Source organism: Pseudomonas sp. PSE14 (assembly GCF_029203285.1).
Taxonomy (GTDB): Bacteria; Pseudomonadota; Gammaproteobacteria; order Pseudomonadales; family Pseudomonadaceae; genus Pseudomonas.
The window spans coordinates 5,417,625-5,437,266 of the sequence record NZ_CP115669.1; the positions used below are offsets into that span (position 1 = coordinate 5,417,625).

The 19,642-nt window shown below is 65.8% G+C and carries 19 protein-coding genes; 4 read left to right on the forward strand and 15 right to left on the reverse strand.

Annotation, left to right across the window (positions count from 1 at the left end):
• Positions 1-10: 10 nt before the first annotated feature.
• Both dtd and pip read right to left on the reverse strand, forming a co-directional pair.
• On the reverse strand, positions 11-448 hold the full coding sequence (dtd, locus tag O6P39_RS24800) for a D-aminoacyl-tRNA deacylase (RefSeq protein WP_207882060.1): 438 nt from the start codon (positions 446-448) through the stop codon (positions 11-13).
• Positions 445-1,416, reverse strand: a complete 972-nt coding sequence (gene pip, locus O6P39_RS24805; RefSeq protein WP_275609023.1) for a prolyl aminopeptidase — start codon at positions 1,414-1,416, stop codon at positions 445-447. The genes dtd and pip overlap by 4 nt, the downstream gene beginning before the upstream one ends.
• 178 nt (positions 1,417-1,594) lie before the next feature.
• Here pip and O6P39_RS24810 point away from each other — a divergent pair, with 178 nt between their 5' ends.
• Together O6P39_RS24810 and O6P39_RS24815 are read left to right on the forward strand one after the other, a co-directional pair.
• A complete protein-coding gene (locus tag O6P39_RS24810; protein WP_275609024.1) occupies positions 1,595-2,023 on the forward strand; it encodes a hypothetical protein in 429 nt (142 codons plus the stop codon).
• A complete protein-coding gene (locus O6P39_RS24815) occupies positions 2,020-2,496 on the forward strand; it encodes an NUDIX domain-containing protein (RefSeq protein WP_275609025.1) in 477 nt (158 codons plus the stop codon). The genes O6P39_RS24810 and O6P39_RS24815 overlap by 4 nt, the downstream gene beginning before the upstream one ends.
• A gap of 6 nt (positions 2,497-2,502) precedes the next feature.
• Here O6P39_RS24815 and O6P39_RS24820 read toward each other — a convergent pair whose 3' ends face one another.
• The 3 genes from O6P39_RS24820 to O6P39_RS24830 are packed head-to-tail and all read right to left on the reverse strand — an operon-like array spanning position 2,503 to position 5,060.
• Complete coding sequence (locus tag O6P39_RS24820) at positions 2,503-3,381, reverse strand: transporter substrate-binding domain-containing protein (protein ID WP_275612026.1); 879 nt, start codon at positions 3,379-3,381, stop codon at positions 2,503-2,505.
• Between the two features lie 60 nt (positions 3,382-3,441).
• On the reverse strand, positions 3,442-3,792 hold the full coding sequence (locus O6P39_RS24825) for a RidA family protein (protein WP_275609026.1): 351 nt from the start codon (positions 3,790-3,792) through the stop codon (positions 3,442-3,444).
• Positions 3,793-3,815: 23 nt separating this feature from the next.
• On the reverse strand, positions 3,816-5,060 hold the full coding sequence (locus tag O6P39_RS24830; RefSeq protein ID WP_275609027.1) for a D-amino acid dehydrogenase: 1,245 nt from the start codon (positions 5,058-5,060) through the stop codon (positions 3,816-3,818).
• Positions 5,061-5,192: 132 nt separating this feature from the next.
• Here O6P39_RS24830 and O6P39_RS24835 point away from each other — a divergent pair, with 132 nt between their 5' ends.
• Positions 5,193-6,104, forward strand: a complete 912-nt coding sequence (locus O6P39_RS24835) for a LysR substrate-binding domain-containing protein (protein WP_275609028.1) — start codon at positions 5,193-5,195, stop codon at positions 6,102-6,104.
• 97 nt (positions 6,105-6,201) lie between these two features.
• On the opposite strand, the gene hutG is transcribed toward O6P39_RS24835, so the two are convergent.
• The 8 genes from hutG to hutU form a co-directional block, all read right to left on the reverse strand.
• The gene (gene hutG, locus O6P39_RS24840; RefSeq protein ID WP_275609029.1) at positions 6,202-7,005 is read right to left on the reverse strand and encodes an N-formylglutamate deformylase; all 804 of its coding nucleotides are present in this window, start codon (positions 7,003-7,005) and stop codon (positions 6,202-6,204) included.
• 119 nt (positions 7,006-7,124) lie between these two features.
• The gene (gene hutI, locus O6P39_RS24845; protein ID WP_275609030.1) at positions 7,125-8,321 is read right to left on the reverse strand and encodes an imidazolonepropionase; all 1,197 of its coding nucleotides are present in this window, start codon (positions 8,319-8,321) and stop codon (positions 7,125-7,127) included.
• A complete protein-coding gene (hutH, locus tag O6P39_RS24850; RefSeq protein ID WP_275609031.1) occupies positions 8,318-9,850 on the reverse strand; it encodes a histidine ammonia-lyase in 1,533 nt (510 codons plus the stop codon). The genes hutI and hutH (O6P39_RS24850) overlap by 4 nt, the downstream gene beginning before the upstream one ends.
• A 49-nt stretch (positions 9,851-9,899) precedes the next feature.
• Positions 9,900-10,715: a glycine betaine/L-proline ABC transporter ATP-binding protein gene (locus O6P39_RS24855; protein WP_275609032.1), complete on the reverse strand. Its 816-nt coding sequence runs from the start codon at positions 10,713-10,715 to the stop codon at positions 9,900-9,902.
• On the reverse strand, positions 10,712-11,566 hold the full coding sequence (locus O6P39_RS24860; RefSeq protein ID WP_275609033.1) for a proline/glycine betaine ABC transporter permease: 855 nt from the start codon (positions 11,564-11,566) through the stop codon (positions 10,712-10,714). Before O6P39_RS24860 ends, O6P39_RS24855 begins: the two co-directional genes overlap by 4 nt.
• Before the next feature lie 65 nt (positions 11,567-11,631).
• Positions 11,632-12,603: an ABC transporter substrate-binding protein gene (locus O6P39_RS24865; protein ID WP_275609034.1), complete on the reverse strand. Its 972-nt coding sequence runs from the start codon at positions 12,601-12,603 to the stop codon at positions 11,632-11,634.
• Between the two features lie 74 nt (positions 12,604-12,677).
• Positions 12,678-14,090, reverse strand: a complete 1,413-nt coding sequence (locus O6P39_RS24870; protein WP_275609035.1) for a cytosine permease — start codon at positions 14,088-14,090, stop codon at positions 12,678-12,680.
• A gap of 109 nt (positions 14,091-14,199) precedes the next feature.
• Positions 14,200-15,867, reverse strand: coding sequence for a urocanate hydratase (gene hutU, locus O6P39_RS24875; protein ID WP_275609036.1), 1,668 nt, complete (start codon positions 15,865-15,867; stop codon positions 14,200-14,202).
• Between the two features lie 734 nt (positions 15,868-16,601).
• Between hutU and hutH (O6P39_RS24880) the strand changes: the two genes are divergently transcribed.
• Complete coding sequence (gene hutH, locus O6P39_RS24880; RefSeq protein ID WP_275609037.1) at positions 16,602-18,131, forward strand: histidine ammonia-lyase; 1,530 nt, start codon at positions 16,602-16,604, stop codon at positions 18,129-18,131.
• A gap of 137 nt (positions 18,132-18,268) precedes the next feature.
• Here hutH (O6P39_RS24880) and O6P39_RS24885 read toward each other — a convergent pair whose 3' ends face one another.
• On the reverse strand, positions 18,269-18,859 hold the full coding sequence (locus O6P39_RS24885; protein WP_275609038.1) for a HutD family protein: 591 nt from the start codon (positions 18,857-18,859) through the stop codon (positions 18,269-18,271).
• Positions 18,856-19,566: a histidine utilization repressor gene (hutC, locus tag O6P39_RS24890; RefSeq protein ID WP_275612027.1), complete on the reverse strand. Its 711-nt coding sequence runs from the start codon at positions 19,564-19,566 to the stop codon at positions 18,856-18,858. Before hutC ends, O6P39_RS24885 begins: the two co-directional genes overlap by 4 nt.
• Between the last annotated feature and the right edge of the window lie 76 nt (positions 19,567-19,642).

The following is a 19,642-nucleotide window of genomic DNA, read 5'->3' on the forward strand; positions in this document are numbered from 1 at the left end:
TGCCGCGCGTTCAAGCCTCCAGAAGAAAGGTCACCGGCCCGTCATTGACCAGGTGGACCTGCATGTTGGCGCCGAAACGACCCGTGGCGACCAGCGGATGACGGGCTCGTGCCTGTTCCACGAGTAGATCGAACAACGCGGCGCCCCTTTCGGGTGGCGCCGCGCTGGAAAAGCTTGGCCGAAGCCCCTTGCGGGTGTCCGCGGCCAGGGTGAACTGCGAAACCAGCAACAAACCGCCACCGACATCGCTCAACGAAAGGTTCATTTTACCTTCATCGTCGCCAAACACTCGATAGTTAAGCAGCTTGTGCAACAAACGATTTACCGACTCCTCGCTGTCCTGCGGCTCGACGCCCACCAGGACCAGCAGGCCGTGATCGATGGAACCGACCACTTCACCCTCGACTTCGACGCGGGCGCCACGCACCCGCTGGATCAAACCCTTCATTCAGCCTCCGGCGGGAGGTTCAGCAGGCGGCGGCCGATTTCATTGGTCGCACGCACCAGCGCATCGGTGATTCCCGCCTCGCTCGCCGCGTGGCCGGCGTCGCGGACGATCTGCAGTTCGCTGTTGGGCCAGGCCTTGTGCAGCGCCCAGGCATTGTCCAGCGGACAGACCACGTCGTAGCGGCCGTGGACGATCACGCCCGGCAGGTGGGCGATCTTGTGCATGTCGCGCAGCAGCTGGTCCGGCTCCAGGAAGCCGCGGTTGACGAAGTAGTGGTTCTCGATGCGGGCGATGGACAGCGCGCGATGCGGGTCGGAGAAACGATCGACCACCGCCGGGTTCGGCCGCAGCGTGGCGGTGCGCCCTTCCCAGGTAGACCAGGCACGGGCGGCGTGCATCTGGGCGATCTGGTCGGGGCCGGTCAGGCGGCGATGGAAGGCGTTCACCAGGTCGTCCTGCTCGTCCGCCGGGATCGGGGCCAGGTAGTCCTCCCAGTAATCGGGGAACAGGCGGCTCGCGCCTTCCTGGTAGAACCAGTGGATTTCCTGCGGGCGGCACAGGAAGATGCCGCGCACGATCAGCGCCAGCACGCGCTCGGGATGGCTCTGGGCATAGGCCAGTGACAGGGTCGAGCCCCAGGAGCCGCCGAACAGCACCCACTTGTCGATGCCCAGGTGCTCGCGGATGCGCTCGATGTCCTGCACCAGGTGCCAGGTGGTGTTGTTCTCCAGGCTCGCGTAGGGCGTGGAGCGACCGCAGCCACGCTGGTCGAAGGTGACGATGCGGTAGATGTTGGGATCGAAGAAGCGGCGCGACATGGCATCACACCCGGAGCCCGGGCCGCCATGGATGAACAGAACCGGCAATCCATCGGGCATACCGCTTTCATCTACATAAAGGACGTGCGGCTCCTCGACGGCCAGTTCATGGCGGGCGTAAGGCTTGATTTCCGGATACAAAGATTGCATGGCTCGCTCCTGGATCAGTGCATACGGTCGCTCCCGGGCCATTAACCATCCTAGGGCCTGCACCGACTTGTCGAAAATCGCATTGCCGTAGCGCGATCTCTATCAAAGGTCTTCGGCGTCCACGGTGTCGGGCATGATACTCGGGCCAGCGAAAAACCCATAAGGGAGTTAGTGCGCCATGCCACGGAAGTTGTTTCTTTCTCTGATATTGCTGTTGGTGGCGTTGACCGGTTGCGGTCGCGAAGACCCTCGCGTGCAACTCGACGCCGCCGTCAAGCAATTGCAGGACAACCTGGAAGCCAAGAATAGCGGGGCGGTGATGGATCAGCTGCATGCCGACTTCCGCGCCAACGGCGAGTTCGACCGCGACTGGGCGCGGCGCACCATGACGCTGATGTTCCTGCGCCACCAGCAGGTAAAGGTGATCGTCCTCTCCAGCGACAGCCAGCTCGACCCGACCTACTCCAGCCGCGGCCACACCCAGGCCCAGGTCGCCCTCACCGGCGCCGAGAACCTGATCCCCGACAGCGCCGCGCACTACAGTGTGAAACTGGAATGGTGGCGCGAAGGCTCCGACTGGAAACTGGCGAGGCTCGACTGGCAATGACTTCTCCCCTGCAACACCGCATTCGCGCCGCCGGCCTGCTGGTGCGCGACGAACACATCCTGCTGGTGCGCCACGAGGTGGCCGGGGACGTGTACTGGATCCCACCGGGCGGCGGCTTCGAGTCGGACAAGGACGAATCCACCCGCGACACGGTGCGCCGCGAGTGCCGGGAGGAAACCGGGCTGGCGGTGGAGGTTGGCCCGCTGGTGTACGTGCGCGAGTTCGCCGAACCGGTGGCCGGGCGCTTCCACATGGAGCTGTTCTACCGCGTCGATGCCTGGGACGGCCGGGTCAGCCTGGACAACCTGCACGGTCTGGGTGGCGACGAGTTCGATATCCGCGAAGTCGCCTGGGTGCCGCGAGGGCAGCTGCCGCACCTGCCCTCCTTCTACCCCGCCGAATTGCTCGACGACGTCTGGGAACGCCTGGCCGAGGCGCAGCCGATGATCCGCCACCTCGGCCTGCAACGCTGACCAGGGTTACTGCACGGGCTCGCTGGTCGGCTTGGCGATGATCGCCTGGAGTTCGGCAGTCATGGGGAATTCCAGGTTGAGGTTCTTCGGCGGGATCGGCTGCTCGAACCAACGCTGATAGATGCCCTTGATCTCGCCGGAGGCGTAAAGATCGGCCAGCGTCTGGTTGACCAGGGCGAGGAACTGCGGATCGTCCTTGCGCACCATGCAGGCATAGATTTCCCGCGATTGCGGCTCACCCACCACCACCCACTGGTGCGGGTCACGGGCCTTGGCCTTCTCGCCGTAGAGCAAGGCGTCATCCATATAGAAGGCCACCGCACGGCCGGACTGCAGCATGAGGAAGGCTTCGCCGTGGTCCTTGGCGCTGACCACGTTCATGCCCAGGTTGTGTTCGGCGTTGTAGGCCTTGAGGTAGCGCTCGTTGGTGGTGCCGGCGGTGGTTACCACGTTCTTGCCCTTGAGGTCGGCAAAGTCGTGGATGCCGCTGTCCTTGGCGGTCAGCAACTGGCCCTTCACATAGATGAAGCCGTAGGAGAAGGCGACCTGCTTCATGCGCTCCGCGGTGACGCCGGTGGAGCCGCATTCCAGGTCCACGGTGCCGTTCTGCACCAGCGGGATGCGCGTCTGCGAGGTCACCAGGTTGTACTTCACCTTCAGGTCCGGTTTGTCCAGCTTCTGCTTCAGGCGCTCGACCACCTTGCCGGCCAGGTCCACCGAGTAGCCCATGGGCTGGCCACTGTTGTCGCCCAGGTAGGAGAACGGCACCGAGGCATCGCGATAACCCAGGGTTATCGTGCCGCGCTCAGCGACTTTCTTCAGCGTGCCGTCCAGTACCTCGTCGGCCTGCGCCAGCGCGCAGACCAGGCTGGACGCCGCCAGCATTCCCAGTGCAAATCGTTTCATGGGTTTGATCCTTCTTGTTGTTGTGAGTCAGGTTGAGGTTCAGGGCCTGGCGGCGATCACCGTGATTTCCACCAGAACCTGCGGCCGCGCCAGCAAGGCCTGCACCGTGGTGCGGGTCGGTGCGCAACCGGCTGGCAGCCAGTCCGACCACACGCCGTTCATGGCCTCGAAGTCGGTCGTGATGTCCTTGAGGTAGATGGTCGCGCTGAGAATATTCGCCTTGTCGGTGCCGGCCTCGGCCAGCAGCGCGTCGATCTTCGCCAGCACTTCCTCGGTTTGCCCCCGGATATCGGTGGCTTGGGCAGGCACCTGCCCGGAGAGGAACACCAGCGAGCCGAAGACCATAGCGCCGGAGAGGCGGTCGTTGGTGGCGATTCGGGTAAGTTGCATGGTCAATCTCCAGATTCGCGAAATCAGCTGGCCAGACGCTGGGGCGTCAGGCCCTGGGTATCGATGCCGGGGCGGCGCCCGGCGATTTGTGCGGCGATGAGCTGCGCGCTGCCGCAGGCCAGGGTGAAGCCGAGCGCACCGTGGCCAATATTCAGCCAAAGCCCGCGCGGCCCGCAGGCGCCCACCAGTGGCACACCCGTGGGCGTCGCCGGGCGCATGCCGGCCCATTCGATGGCGGCGCCGTAGTCGCAGGCGTCGGGCAGGGTATCCACCGCCTGCTGGCGGATCAGCGCCAGCCGCTTGGGCTCCAGGCGCGGATCGAAGCCGACGATATCGACCATGGCGGCAATGCGCAGGCGATCGCCGATACGTGCATAGACCACCTTGCGGTCGTAATCGGTGAGGCTCACGTCGGGCGCGCGGTCGCCGGCGCGGATCGGCGCGGTCAGGCTGTAGCCCTTGAGCGGATAGAGCGGCAGGCGCGGCCCGCCCGGCAGCAGGGCCGCGCTGCGATAGCCGGCGGCGAGCACGACGTGATCGGCCTCGAAGCTCTCCCCGCCCGCCTCGACACCCGCCACGGCACCATTACGCAGGAGCAGCCGCGAAGCCGGGTGGGCGTAGAGCAGACGGCAACGCCCGGACGCCTGAAGCCGCTCGGCCAGCCGCTGGCAGAACAGGAAGCAATCGGCGACCTCCTCGTCCGGCGTGTGGATGCCACCCACAAAGGGCGCACGCTCCAGTGCCGGGTCCAACTCACGGCACTGCTGCGCCGAGAGCACGAACTGCGCGGAGGGATCGGACAGGTTCTGCCGAGCGCTGCGGAAGCTGCCTGCGTCGCGAAAGGCCACCAGCTTGCCGTTACGCCGCCAATCGAAGCCGTCCAGACCGATTTCTCGCCACTGCGCCAGCGTCGCCTGGCTGAACAGCGCCAGGCGCAGCAGATGCTTGGCGTTGGCCTGGTTCACCGAACGCCGGCAGGCCGCCGTGAACTCCATCAGCCAGCGCCACTGCGCCGGGTCCAGGCGCGGGCGCAGGCGCAGCGGCGAGTCCCCGCGCAGCAGCCAACCCAGCGCCTGCTGCGGTACGCCGGCATCGGCCAGCGGCGCCACATAGCGGTAGGACAACTGGCCACCGTTGGCGAAGCTGGTTTCCAGCCCGGCCGCATCGCGCGCCTCCAGCACGGTGACGTCGAATCCTTCGAGGACCAGCGCCTGGGCGGTGGCCAGTCCGACCACGCCCGCGCCGATGATGCAAACCCGCTGTGCCATTTCCGCCCCACCACCCGAGAGATTCCAGGCCTCGACCTTAGGGCCGGATGACAGGCGGCGAACAATGAATAAAGATGGGCAACCCATAACCTTGCGTTATACACGTTCGTTATTCATACAAGGGGGAGACCCATGCGCCTGCGCCATATCGAAGTGTTCCAGGCCATCCGCGAGACCGGCTCGGTCAGCGGCGCCGCGCAGTTGCTGCACGTTTCCCAACCGGCGGTGACCAAGGTGCTGCAGCACGCCGAGCAGCAACTGGGCTTCCCGCTGTTCCTGCGCGTACGCGGAAAACTGCAGGCAACGCCCGAGGCGCTGGAACTGGAGCGCGAAGTGGCCAAGGTCAGCGAAAGCCTGCAGGGCGTGCGCCGTCTGGCGCAGAGCCTGCGCGGCCAGCCGGAGAACCGCCTGCGCGTGGGCGCCACGCCGGCCATGGCGCTGTCGCTACTGCCGCCGGTGATCCGCGAATGGACCGACCGCTATCCGCAAAGCAGTTGCGAGCTGGCCACCCAACATTCCCGCGAGCTGATCCAGAACCTGCTGATGCGCGAGCTCGACCTCGCCCTGACCCTGCAGCAGACCGACCACCCCGGCCTGCGCTCGCAGCCCATCGCCAGCGGCCCGCTGGTGGCCTTGGCGCCGAGCGGGCACTGGCCTGAGGAACGCCTGGGCAAACCCCTGACACTGGGCGAACTGGCGGGCGAACCGATGATCGGACTGTCCACTTCCGATCCGCTGTCCGCCCGCCTGGAAGGCCACCTGGCGAATATCGAACCGCCGCCGCGTGTGCGTATCGCGGTGCAGACCTACGCACTGGCGCGCACGCTGGTGGAAGCCGGGACGGGATTGGCGCTGGTCGATCCCTTCACTGCGCTGGGCGCGGACGAGCGCCTGACGGTGCAACGCACCTTGTCGCCCACCGTGAAGGTGACCCTCTATGCCCTTACGCGCGCCGACGAAACGCCACCACACACCCAGGCGCTGCTCCTGGAGATGCTGGTGCGGCATGCCGAGGGACAACTGGCGCAGCACCGCTTCGAATAAAAGACAGCCCCCTGCCGCCCCGGGGAAACGCCGCCGGGATGCGTGGTCCAGCGGCGCCGCGCCGACAACCCCCGGCGAGGCAGGAAGCTGCGTAAACTCAGCGCCCGTAGCGTTCGCGACCCCAGGCGATGAAGGTTTCCAGCATGCGCCGGAGCACCTGGGCGGTGGGCGCGGCGAGGTCTTCGCGGTAGCCGAAGGGCGCCTGCTCATCCATGTAGTTGCACTGCGCGAGCTCCAACTGCACCGCGTGCACGTTGTCCTGCGGCTGGCCATAGTGGCGGGTGATATGCCCGCCCTTGAAGCGGCCGTTGAGGATGTGGAGATAGGCAGGCGCGTCGGCGCAGACCGCTACCAGTCGCTCGGCCAGCTCCGCGTCACAGCTGGCGCCGCTGTTGGTGCCGATGTTGAAGTCCGGCAGCTTGCCGTCGAACAGGTGGGGGATCACCGAGGCGATCGAGTGGGCATCCCACAGCAGCGCGTAGCCGAATTCGGCCTTCAGGCGCGCCAGCTCGTCGGCCAGGGTCTGGTGATAAGGGGTCCAGACTTCGGCCAGGTAACGCGCACGCTCCTCGGGTGACGGAGTCTGGCCGTCCTTGAACAGCGGGCGGCCGTCGAACAGGGTGTCCGGGTAGAGGCCGGTAGTGGCGGTGCTGTACAGCGGCTTATCGTCGGCCGGGCGGTTGAGGTCGATGACGTAACGCGAGTAGCCGGCAGCCAGGGTGCTGGCGCCCAACTCTTCGGCGAAGGCGTAGAGCTGGGGAATGTGCCAGTCGGTATCGGCCAGTTCGCGGGCTTCGTCGACCAGACCGGCTTCCACCGCCGGGGTCAGGCGGGTGCCGGGGTGCGGCATGCTGATCAGCAGGGGGACGCGGCCGCGTTTGAATTCGAGAACGTTATCCATGGGGTGCTATCTCCAGACCCAGCGAGATGTAATCATTTTTCGTAGGAGCAAGCTTGCTCGCGAACCCATCTCCGCAGCGGGGCTGTTCGCGAGCAAGCTCGCTCCTACAAAGAGCAACATCACAGCTCTTCGCCGTGACGAATGATGCGCTTGGGCAGGTCGCCGCCGAGCCAGTAGGCCAGTTCGGCGGGACGCTGGATGTCCCAGGCGATGAAATCGGCGACCTTGCCCGCTTCCAGGCTGCCGTGGCTGTCGGCCATGCCCAGGGCGCGCGCAGCGTTGAGCGTGACGCCGGCCAGCGCTTCTTCCGGCGTCAGGCGGAAAGATGTGCAGGCCATGTTCATCATCAGGCGCAGGGACAACGCCGGCGAGGTGCCGGGGTTGAGGTCGCTGGCGATGGCGATGTTCACGCCGTGCTTGCGCAGGGCGTCCATCGGCGGCAACTGGGTTTCGCGCAGTACGAAGAAGGCGCCCGGCAGCAGCACCGCAACGGTGCCGGCCTCGGCCATAGCGATGGCGTCGCTTTCGTCCATGAATTCGAGGTGGTCGGCGGACAACGCGCCGTAGCGTGCGGCCAGGGTGGAGCCGTGCAGCGACGACAGTTGCTCGGCGTGCAGTTTCACCGGCAGGCCCAGGCGCTGGGCGGCCTGGAACACCCGCTCGACCTGCGCCGGAGAGAACGCCAGGTGTTCGCAGAAGGCGTCCACCGCGTCCACCAGCCCTTCCTCGGCCAGTACCGGGAGGATGTGGGTGCAGATACGGTCGATGTACTCATCGGCGCGGCCGGCGTATTCCGGGGGTAGCGCATGGGCCGACAGGCAGGTGGTGCGCACGGTCACCGGCAGTTCCTGCTCCAGCCGGCGGGCCACGCGCAGCATGCGGCGCTCGCTTTCCAGATCCAGGCCGTAGCCGGATTTCACTTCCAGCACGGTCACGCCATCGGCCAGCAGTGGGCGGGCGCGCTTGATGGCGCTGGCCAGCAGCTCGTCCTCGCTGGCCTCGCGGGTGGCGCGTACGGTACTGGCGATACCGCCACCGGCGGCGGCGATCTCGGCGTAGCTGACGCCATTCAGGCGCTGCTCGAATTCGCCGCTGCGATCACCACCGAACACCAGGTGGGTATGGCAGTCGATGAGGCCAGGCGTGACCCAGGCGCCGCCCAGGTCGGTGCTCTGTGCGGGTCGCTCGGGCAGTTCGGCGCGCGGGCCGATCCAGGCGATGCGATCACCTTCGGTGATGATCGCAGCGTCCTCGATGATGGCGTAGCGACCGCCCTTCATGGTCGCCGCGTGACAGTGGTGCCAGAGGTGTTTCATTGCAGTCTCCCGATGCTCGCGCCGACGCCTTGCAGCGCCGCCGGGTCGGCCAGCAGCGCGGTGGCGCGGTCGATGTCCGGCGCCAGCCAGCGGTCGCTGTCGTAGGCCGGTACCTGTTCGCGCAGCAGGCTCCAGGCGCAGTCAGTGCCGGCGCCGAAGCGCTGCGGCTTGAGGAATTCGAAGGCCTGGGCGGCCAGCAGGTATTCGATGGCAAGGATACGTCGGGTATTGTCGATGGCCCGGCCTAGTTTGAGCGCAGCGCTGGTGCCCAAGCTCAGGTGGTCTTCCTGCAGGCCGGACGTGACGTAGTTGTCGACCACCGCCGGTTGCGCCAGCTGGCGGTTCTCGCCGGCCAGGGAGGCGGCGACGTACTGCACGATCATCATTCCCGAGTTGACGCCCGGCTGGCTGACCAGGAAGGCCGGCAGACCGCTGACCAGCGGGTTGATCAGGCGGTCCAGGCGGCGCTCGGCAACGCCGCCCAGCTCGGCCACCGCAATCGCCAGCAGGTCGGCGGCCATGGCCACGGATTCGCCGTGGGGGTTGGCCTGGGACACCACGCGGTAGTCGTCCGGCGTGCCCAGCACCAGCGGGTTGTCGGTGGCGGAATTGAGCTCGGTCTCGATCTGCTTCGCCGCGTGCTCCAACTGGTCGCGGCAGGCGCCATGGATCTGCGGCATGGAGCGAATGCTCAGGGCGTCCTGGGTGCGGATGCCCTTGCTGGCGGCGATCACTTCGCTGCCTTCGAGCAGCGCGCGCAGGTTGGCGCCGACCTTCTGCATGCCCGGGTGCGGCTTGAGCGCGATGATCTCGGCGTCGAAGGCGTCGATCTGCCCGCGCAGGGCTTCGAAGCTCATGGCGCCGATGACGTCGGCCCACTGGCTCAGGCGCGTCGCGTCGTCCAGGGCGAGGCAGCTCAGGCCGGTCATGCACGGCGTGCCGTTGACCAGGCAGAGCCCGTCCTTGGCGCCCAGTTGCACCGGCTCCAGGCCTTCAGCAGCCAGGGCGCGGGCCGCGGGAACGACTTCGCCGCGATAGCTCACGTCCCCGATACCCAGCAGCGCCACGCCAACGTGGGCCATGTGGGTCAGGTAACCCACCGAGCCCTGGGATGGCACGCGTGGGGTGATGCCGTGGTTGAGCAGCGCCAGCAGGGCTTCCACCACGCGGCGGTGCAGGCCGGACTTGCCGTGGCTGTAGTTGCCGATGGCGGCAGCGATGATCGCGCGGGTCTGCTCGTCCCTCAGCGGCTCGCCCACGCCGCAGGCATGGCTGAGCAAGGTGTTGCGCGACAGTTGCGCCAGTTGCTCGCCCTGCAGCACCACGTTGCACAGCGCGCCCAGCCCAGTGCTGATGCCATAGGCCCGCTCACCCCGGCTGACGATGCGTTCGACGATGCCGTGGGCGTTGTCGATGCGCGCCCAGGCCGCCGTCGACAGTTGCAGGCGCGCGCCGTGGCGCGCCACCGCGACCAGGTCCTGCCAGCGCAGCGGGCCGTTGCCGAAGGTGATGGTGGAAGAGGACGACATGCGGAACTCCTGTAGGCGGGGAAGCCCCCTTCCCCGCCGGTAAATGGCGTTAGATCGCCGCGACGCGGCGCTGGACGAAGCGGTCGACGTACTCGTCGGCGGGCTTGTGCAGGATGTCGGTCGGCGCGCCGACCTGGATCAGCTGGCCGTCCTTGAGGATGGCGATGCGGTTGCCGATGCGCACGGCTTCATCGAGGTCGTGGGTGATGAAGACGATGGTCTTGTGCAAGGTCTTCTGCAGCTCCAGCAGTTGGTCCTGCATGTCGGCGCGGATCAGCGGGTCGAGGGCGCTGAAGGCTTCGTCCATGAGGATGATGTCGGTGTCGGCGGCCAGTGCGCGGGCCAGGCCAACCCTTTGCCGCATGCCGCCGGAGAGCTGGTGCGGGTAGGACTTCTCGTAGCCCTTCAGGCCCACGGTGGCGATCCAGTGCAGCGCACGCTCCTGGCATAGCGCCTTGCTCTCGCCGCGGATCTTCAGGCCGTAGGCGACGTTGTCGAGCACGCTCTTGTGCGGCAGCAGGCCGAAGCTCTGGAACACCATGCTGATCTTGCGCCGACGGAAGTTCTCCAGGGCGGCGGCGTCGTAGGTGAGGATATCTTCGCCGTCCACCAGGATCTGCCCGCTGGTGGGGTCGATCAGGCGGTTGAAGTGGCGCACCAGGGTCGACTTGCCGGAACCGGACAGGCCCATGATGACGAAGATTTCCCCGGCCTCGATGGACAGCGAGAGATCGTTGACGCCAACCACGCAATCGGTGGCGGCCAGCACCTCGGCCTTGCTCTTGCCCTGGCGGATCATCCCCAGCGCAGCGTCGGCCTTGGCGCCGAAGATCTTGTAGACGTTCTTGACCTGGATCTTGCTCATTTGCTGGCCTCATGGTGGCGCGAGCGGCCGTAAGCCTGGGTGATGCGGTCGATGACCACGGCGAGGATGACGATGGCCAGACCCGCTTCCAGGCCCTTGCCGACGTTGAGGGTCTGGATGCCTACCAGCACGTCCTCGCCCAGGCCGCGGGCACCGATCATCGAGGCGATGACCACCATCGACAGGGCCATCATGGTGGTCTGGTTGATGCCGGCCATGATGCTCGGCAGCGCCAGCGGCAGCTGCACACCGAACAGTTGCTGGCGGCGGTTGGCGCCGAAGGCGGTGATGGCTTCCATCACTTCGCGGTCGACCTGGCGGATGCCCAGGTCGGTCAGGCGGATCAGCGGCGGTGCGGCGTAGATCACGGTGGCGAAGATCGCCGGTACCTTGCCCAGGCCGAACAGCATCAGCACCGGGATCAGGTACACGAAGCTGGGCATGGTCTGCATGATGTCCAGGAGCGGCAGCAGCACGGCGCGAAAGCGATCGCTACGCGCGGCAACGATGCCCAGCGGGATGCCGATCAGCACCGAGATGATCGTCGCGACCATCATCAGCGCGAGGGTCTGCATCAGCTTGTCCCACAGACCCACGGCGCCCACCAGGAACAGCAGTCCGACGATCACGACGGTCGGCAGGATGCGCCGGGTGGCGTGCCAGGCGATGCCGGCGACGATGGCCAGCATCAGCCACCAGGGAGTGGCCCGCAGCACGCCTTCCAGGTTGACGATGGCCCAAAGCAGGGTATCGGAGATGTGGCGAAACACGTCACCGTAATTGGTGACCAGGGCATCGACCCAACCGTTGACCCAGTCGGCGATGGAGAAGGTGAAGCGTTCGGGGAACATGGCACGTACTCGTCAGGAGTGGGCATCACCGGGGACCGTGCTAGCGGCCCCCGGATTCGGCGGCGTCAGAGCGCAGCCTGGACCTTCTTCGCAGCGTCCTCGCTGACCCAGGTGGTCCACACTTCCGGGTGCTCCTTGAGGAAGGACTTGGCCAGTTGCTCGGAGGTGAGTTTCTCCTTGGCCATCTTCGCCAGGTTCTGGTTCAACAGGTCGATCGGCAGATTGACCTTCTCCAGCACGGCCACCAGCTCCGGCGCCTGATCGTGGAAGGTCTTCGACAGACCGACCTGGATCTTCACGTCCTTGTTCACACCCGGTTCATCCAGCTTCACCAGGTCGGCCTGGCCCATCAGCGGCGTCGGCGACCAGTAGTAGAAGAGGATAGGCTCCTTGCGCTTGTAGCTCGACAGCACGGCGGCATCCAGGGCCGGGCCGGTGCCGGGACGGAAGTTGGTGTATTTGTCCTCGAGGCCGTATTTCTTCAGCATCTCGGAGTTCTCCAGCTCGCAGGTCCAGCCGGCCGGGCAGTTGTAGAAGCGGCCCTTGCCCGGCTCTTCCGGGTCGCGGAACAGCTCGGCGTACTGTCCAAGGTCGGTCACGGCCTTCAGGTTCGGTGCCTTGGCTTCGATGCCACGCGCCTTGTCGCCTTCGATCACGAAGCGCGGCACGTACCAGCCTTCGGTGGCGCCGACGATGGGGGCGCCCACGCCGACCACCTTGTTGGCGGCGGCGGCCTTGTTCCAGGCGTCGCTGCGGCCGATCCACTCTTCACCGAAGACCTGAATGTCGTTGTTGGCCAGGGCCTGTTCCATGGTGATGGAGTTGCCCGGCAGGCTGTCGGTTTCGCAGCCGTAGCCGTTCTTCAGGATGATCTGCATGACGTCGGTGAGCAACATGCCGCTCTCCCAGTTCAGTCCGGCGAATTTCACCGGCTTGCCACTTTCGCACCAGCCGGCAGCCTGGGCCGAAGCCATGGTGCCGCCCAGCAGACCGGCGGAAAGGAACAGTCCCAGCAGCGTCTTCTTGGTGTTGTTCATCTGATGCTCCTAAACGTGAATGAGGTTGGGCAGTGCAAGGGCCGCCTCCTTGCGCAGGCGGCCGGCCGGTCTGTTCAGGTGCGGGCCGGCAGGATCAGCCGGTCCGGTACTGCCCGCGTAACGCGCCGGGCGACCAGGTAATAGAGAACGGCCGGAACCACGAGGCCGATGATCCAGGAGATATCCACGCCACCGAGGGCGTCCACCAGCGGGCCGGTGTAGAACTTGGTGGAGATGAACGGCAGCTGCACCAGCACACCGATCACGTAGACGCTGATGCCGGGGATGTTCCAGCGACCGTAGCGGCCATCGGGGTCGGCCAGCGCCGGCACGTCGTAGTGCTCACGGGTGATGCAGTAGTAGTCCACCAGGTTGACCGCGCTCCACGGGGTGAAGAAGGCCAGCAGGAAGAGGATGAACGACTTGAACGCGCCGAGGAACGAGTGCTGGCCGAGCAGCGCGATCAGGGTCGCGGCGCCCACGATCAGCAGGACGAACACCAGCCGCTGCAGGCGCGACACTTCCAGGTGGCCACGGAAGCCGCTGATCACGGTGGCGATGCACATGAAGCTGCCGTAGGAGTTCAGCGTCGAGATGGTGATCTTGCCGAAGGCGATGCTGAAGTACAGCGGCGCGGCGACGGCGCCACTGCCGCTCAGGCCGACGATATAGGCCACTTCATGGCCGGCGAATTGCCCGTTGGCCCCGGCCGCAGCGAACACGCCGAAGATCATCGCCACTTGCGCACCGATCACCGAACCTGCGCCGACGGCGAGGAAGGTCTTCACCGACGACGTCTTGCTCGGCAGGTAACGCGAGTAGTCGGCGACGTAGGGGCCGAAGGCGATCTGCCAGGAGGCCGCCAGGGACACCGCGAGCAGGAAGCTGCTCCAGCTGAAGTGGCGGATTTCCAACAGCGCACTGATGTCGGTCTGGCTCATCAGGCGGCTGAACAGGTAGACGAAGGCGATCACGCCGATGACGCTGGCGATGCGGCCGATGACATGGATCACCCGGTAGCCGAGCACGGTCACCAGCACGATGACACTGGCGAACATCAGGATGCCGACGCTGTCGCTGACGCCGAACAGCTGGCCCAGCGCCTGGCCGGAAAGCACCGTTCCGGTGGCGGTGAAGCCCAGGTACATCAGGCACACCAGCACGATCGGGATGGCTGCGCCGTAGACACCGAACTGCACGCGGCTGGAGATCATCTGCGGCAGGCCGAGCTTCGGCCCCTGCGCCGCATGCAGCGCCATCACGCCACCACCCAGCAGTTGGCCGATCAGCAGGCCGATCAGCGACCAGAACACGTCGCCACCCAGCACCACGGCCAGGGCGCCGGTGACGATGGCGGTGATCTGCAGGTTGGCGCCCAACCACAGGGTGAACTGGCTGTAGAGCTTGCCGTGGCGCTCGGCCTCGGGAATGTAGTTGATCGAGCGCACCTCGATCAGGGGTTTGGAGCTATCACTGGCCTGGGACATCGTTATTGTTCTCCCGAAGGGAATTCTTGTCGGTCGATGTACATCTCTACGGACCGGGCCGCCGCACCACGCCGTGCGGCGGCCCCCTCCCTGGTCCTGGACTGCTGAATTACTTGCCGGTGATCATCGGCAGGTTCAGGCCCTGCTCCTTGGCGCAATCAATCGCAATCTGGTAGCCGGCGTCGGCATGGCGCATCACGCCGGTACCCGGGTCGTTGGTCAGTACGCGGGCGATGCGCGCGGCGGCCTCGTCGGTGCCGTCGCAGACGATCACCATGCCCGAGTGCTGGGAGAAGCCCATGCCCACGCCGCCGCCGTGGTGCAGCGAAACCCAGGTGGCGCCGCTGGCGGTGTTCAGCAGGGCGTTGAGCAGCGGCCAGTCGGACACGGCGTCGGAGCCGTCGCGCATGGCTTCGGTCTCGCGGTTCGGGCTGGAGACCGAGCCGGAGTCGAGGTGGTCGCGGCCGATCACGATCGGGGCTTTCAACTCGCCGCGGCGCACCATTTCGTTGAACGCCAGGCCGAGCTTGGCGCGCTGGCCCAGGCCGACCCAGCAGATGCGTGCCGGCAGACCCTGGAAGCTGATGCGCTCCTTGGCCATGTCCAGCCAGTTGTGCAGATGGGCGTCGTCCGGGATCAGTTCCTTGACCTTGGCGTCGGTCTTGTAGATGTCCTCGGCATCACCGGACAGCGCCGCCCAGCGGAACGGACCGACGCCACGGCAGAACAGCGGGCGGATGTAGGCCGGGACGAAGCCGGGGAAGTCGAAGGCGTTGGCGACGCCCTCTTCCTTGGCCATCTGGCGAATGTTGTTGCCGTAGTCGAAGGTCGGCACGCCCTGCTTCTGGAATTCCAGCATGGCCTGGACATGCACGGCCATGGATTGCTTGGCGGCCTTCACCACGGCGGCCGGGTCGGTCTGCGCGCGGTCGCGGTACTGTTCCCAGGTCCAGCCGGCCGGCAGGTAGCCGTTGAGCGGGTCGTGGGCGGAGGTCTGGTCGGTGACCATGTCCGGGCGCACGCCGCGCTTGAGCAGTTCCGGGAGGATTTCCGCGGCGTTGCCCAGCAGCGCGATGGAGATGGCCTTGCCTTCGGCGGTGTATTGGGCGATGCGCGCCAGGGCGTCGTCGAGGTCCTTGGCCTGCTCGTCGACGTAACGGCTGGCGAGGCGGAAGTCGATGCGGCTCTGCTGGCATTCGATGTTCAGCGAGCAGGCACCGGCCAGGGTCGCGGCCAGCGGCTGAGCACCGCCCATGCCGCCCAGGCCGGCGGTGAGCACCCAGCGGCCCTTGAGGTTGCCGTCGTAGTGCTGGCGGCCGGCCTCGACGAAGGTTTCGTAGGTGCCCTGGACGATGCCCTGGCTGCCGATGTAGATCCAGGAGCCGGCGGTCATCTGGCCGTACATGGCCAGGCCCTTGGCGTCCAGTTCGTTGAAGTGTTCCCAGTTGGCCCAGTGCGGCACCAGGTTGGAGTTGGCGATCAGGACGCGCGGGGCATTGGCGTGGGTCTTGAACACGCCGACCGGCTTGCCGGATTGCACCAGCAGGGTCTCGTCTTCATTCAGCGCTTTCAGGGTCTCGACGATCTTGTCGTAGCACTCCCAGTTGCGCGCGGCGCGGCCGATGCCGCCGTAGACCACCAGTTCCTTCGGGTTCTCCGCGACTTCCGGGTCGAGGTTGTTCATCAGCATGCGCAGCGGCGCTTCAGTCAGCCAGCTCTTGGCGTTCAGTTGGGTGCCGCGCGGTGCACGGATTTCGACGTCACGGAATTTGGTCACGGGAGACTCCTTCGATAGCTCGGTTTCGGGAAGCTCGGGGGCAGCTTCGGGCGGTTCGTTCGAAGGTTCCGAGCTGTCAGGCGAATCGCTCAGAATCTTCATGTCTATGCTTGTATGTACAAGTATAAGCAAACGAAAGGCCAACCTTGCTCAAACTGAATCGAAGGACGTCTAAATTAAAATTTAACCAATTGATTTATAAGAATTTATTTTTATTGATCGGCCAGATTGGAACGACTGAGAGGCGTTTCGGAACGAAGGCAAACGCACCAGGAAGAAGCTCATCTGCACCCTTTCGTGGCATTCGGTAACACCGCCCGTTACGAAGGAACGCAGGTTGTATAGACAAGCAACTCGCCGTTACCCCGTATGCTCGGCGATTCGCTTCCACTCCGCTTCGATCTTGCTGATCACCCGACCTGTGATCACTGCTACCGCCCCGATGAAAAAGCCGTTTCGGCGGAGCAAGGCCGTAACTGCAACAGCCGAAACATCCGTGCCAGCCCCGGAGCCCTTCAGGGAAGTTGTGGGGCATGTCACTCCCCCGGTGCCCGCAGCAGATCACGACCATCGGACTGGAAATGCCCCGGACGGCAACATTCACTTACTGGAGAACGGCCGCACGCAGCACCGACCGAGGCTGGCGCAAATCCGAGGCCATGGCACGGCGATTGCTATACCTGTATATACAGGATACGACCACGGTAACACTTCACCGATTCCAGGAAGCTGACATGTCCGAAACCCTGCTCCTGACGCCCGGCCAGTTCGACCTCGACCAGCTGCGCGCCATCTATCAACACCAACCCGCCCTGCAGCTCGCCGACGAGTGCCGCGAGACCATCCTGCGCAGCGCCCAGACGGTCAGCCAGATCATCGCCGACCAGCGCACCGTCTATGGCATCAATACCGGCTTCGGCCTGCTCGCCCGCACCTCGATTCCCGAGGACCAGTTGGCGACCCTGCAACGCAACCTGATCCTCTCCCACTGCACCGGCACCGGCCCCTTGCTGGACGACGCCAGCGTGGCGCTGATCATGGCGCTGAAGATCGGCTCCCTGGCGCGCGGTTTCTCCGGCGTCGGCCTGCCGGTGATCGAGACGCTGCTCAAGCTTTACCAGGCGCGGGTCTATCCTTGCATTCCGTCCCAGGGCTCGGTGGGCGCCTCGGGCGACCTGGCGCCGCTGGCGCACCTCTCCTCTGCACTGATCGGCGTCGGCCAGGTCCGCCACGAAGGACGCATCCTCGACGCGGTGGAGGGCCTGGCCCTTGCCGGCGCCACGCCACTGACCCTCGGTCCGAAGGAGGGCCTGGCGCTGATCAATGGCACCCAGGTCTCCACCGCCCTGGCGCTGCGCGGGCTGTTCGCGGCGGAGAAGCTGTTCATTTCGGCGGTGGTCGCCGGCAGCCTGAGCGTGGAAGCACTGAAAGGCTCGTTCGTACCCTTCGACGCACGCATCCAGGCCGTGCGCGGCCAGCCGGGACAGATCGCAGTTGCCACGCTGTACCGCGAGCTGCTGCATGACAGCCCGATCAACCAGTCGCACATCGACTGCAAGCGCGTGCAGGACCCCTACTCCCTGCGTTGCCAACCGCAGGTGATGGGCGCCTGCCTCGACCACCTGCGTTTCGCCGCCGGGGTGTTCCTGCGCGAGGCCAACGCCGTCTCCGACAACCCGCTGGTGTTCAGCGCGGACGGCGACGTTCTGTCGGGCGGTAATTTCCATGCCGAGCCGGTGGCCATGGCGTCGGACGTGCTGGCGCTGGCGATCTCCGAGATCGGTGCACTGTCGGAGCGGCGCATCGCCCAACTGGTGGACCCGGCGATGTCCGGCCTACCGGCCTTCCTGGTCAAGGAAGGCGGCCTGAACTCCGGCTTCATGATCGCCCAGGTCACCTCGGCGGCGCTGGCCTCGGAGAACAAGACCTGGGCGCACCCGGCCTCGGTGGACAGCCTGCCGACCTCGGCGAACCAGGAAGACCACGTGTCCATGGCCACCTTCGCCGCCCGTCGCCTGCTGGACATGGCCGGCAACAGCGCCGGGGTCGTCGCCATCGAACTGCTCGCCGCAGCGCAAGGCGTGGACTTCCACGCGCCACTGCAGAGCTCGCCGCAATTGCAGGAAGTGCGCACGCTGATCCGCAGCCAGGTGCCGCATTACGAGCAGGACCGCTACTTCGCCCCGGACATCGCTGCGGCGCGGGCCTGGGTCGAAGAGGGGGTGATGAGCCGCTGGATTGGCTACGAGCGGTTGTATTCGTAACCCACGATGTAGGGCGCATAACGCCTTTGGCGTTATCCGCCGCTCGGCCATGACGGCGGATAAAGCGTTCCGCTTCATGCGCCCTACGGATCAACATCCCACCAACAAAAAGGGCGCCTCCCGGCGCCCTTTTCTGTTCAGCGTGCTTCGAGTTCTATCACGCAGATACCCGCACTGCCCGCCACCGTCAGCCGCCACTCGCGCAGCATACCGTCGCCTTCGGCGATCAGCGTGTCGTGCAGTCCCAGCACGGCGCTGGCCTGGCCGTTCAGGCTGGCGTGAATCCCCTCGCCGGCACTGAATAGCAGCACCGTCGACGCGCTGCTGAAGAAGTGCGCGTCGCGGTCCAACCGCAGCCACTGCAAACGTGCCCGGTAGCGAGAGGGCGAATAGATCAGGTTGAAGTCGCGAATCGCGCCGCCCAGCAGGGTGCAATCCACCGCACTGGCGCCATCGAAGGCGAATGCATCGAGGACGCGCAGGTCACGGGAATCGATGCCATCTACGTTCAGGCGCATGCCCTCGCCTTCCAGGACGCTGATGACACGCTGGTAACCAGTGAAAGCCGAGAAAGGCCCTGGGGCGCCAACGTCGGCGATGGACACGCGCCAGCCGAAACCTTCCAGCCCGTCGCCAGCGTCGCGGACGATCTCACGGGTAGTGCCCGCGCCGTTCTTCCAGGGCATCGCCGGGTAGTCGGCGGCGCGCAAAAGCTTCACATCGGTCATGAGCTGAAACGTCCTTCCAGGCGGTAGCGCGACCCCGGATAGAGCAGGCGCGCGCTGGTCACGGTATTGCGTCCCGACCAGGTGCGCCGACGAATCAGCAGGCACGGCTCGTGGCGGTCGATGGACAGTAGCTTGCATTCCTCAGGGCTGGGCAGCACCGCCTCGACCACGTGCTCGCCCTCGCTCAGTGGCGCGACCTGGGTGAGGTAGGCGAACGGCGTCTGCCCGGTGAAATCCTGCTTCAGGTAATCCGGCGCCACGGCGGCGTTCACGTAGCGGTCCTCGATCTGCACCGGGATATCGTTCTCGTAGTGCACGATCACCGAGTGGAAGATGCGCTGGCCTTCGCGCACATCCAGCGCCAGGGCGCGCTCGGCACTGGCCAGCTCCTCCACCAGGCTGACCACCACCAGGTGATGCTTGTGCCCGCGGGCGGTGATTTCCTCGGCGATGTTCTGCACCTGGAACAGCGCCGACTGGCCCTTGGGCTCGGCGACGAAGGTCCCCACACCCTGCATGCGCACCAGCAGGCCGTCGGCGGTCAGCTCGCGCAGCGCGCGGTTGATGGTCATCCGGCTAACACCCAGTTCCGCCACCAGTTCGGCTTCCGATGGCACTCGGTGGTGAGGCGGCCAGGTGCCGGACTGGATCTGCTGGACGATCATCTGCTTGACCCGCGCGTACAGCGGCGCGGGAATTTCCCCCATCTGCGCGGCGAGCGACGAACCCTCGACGGGCGGGGTAGGCGTGGGCGATGCGGGCACGGGAAACTCCTTGTCGTGG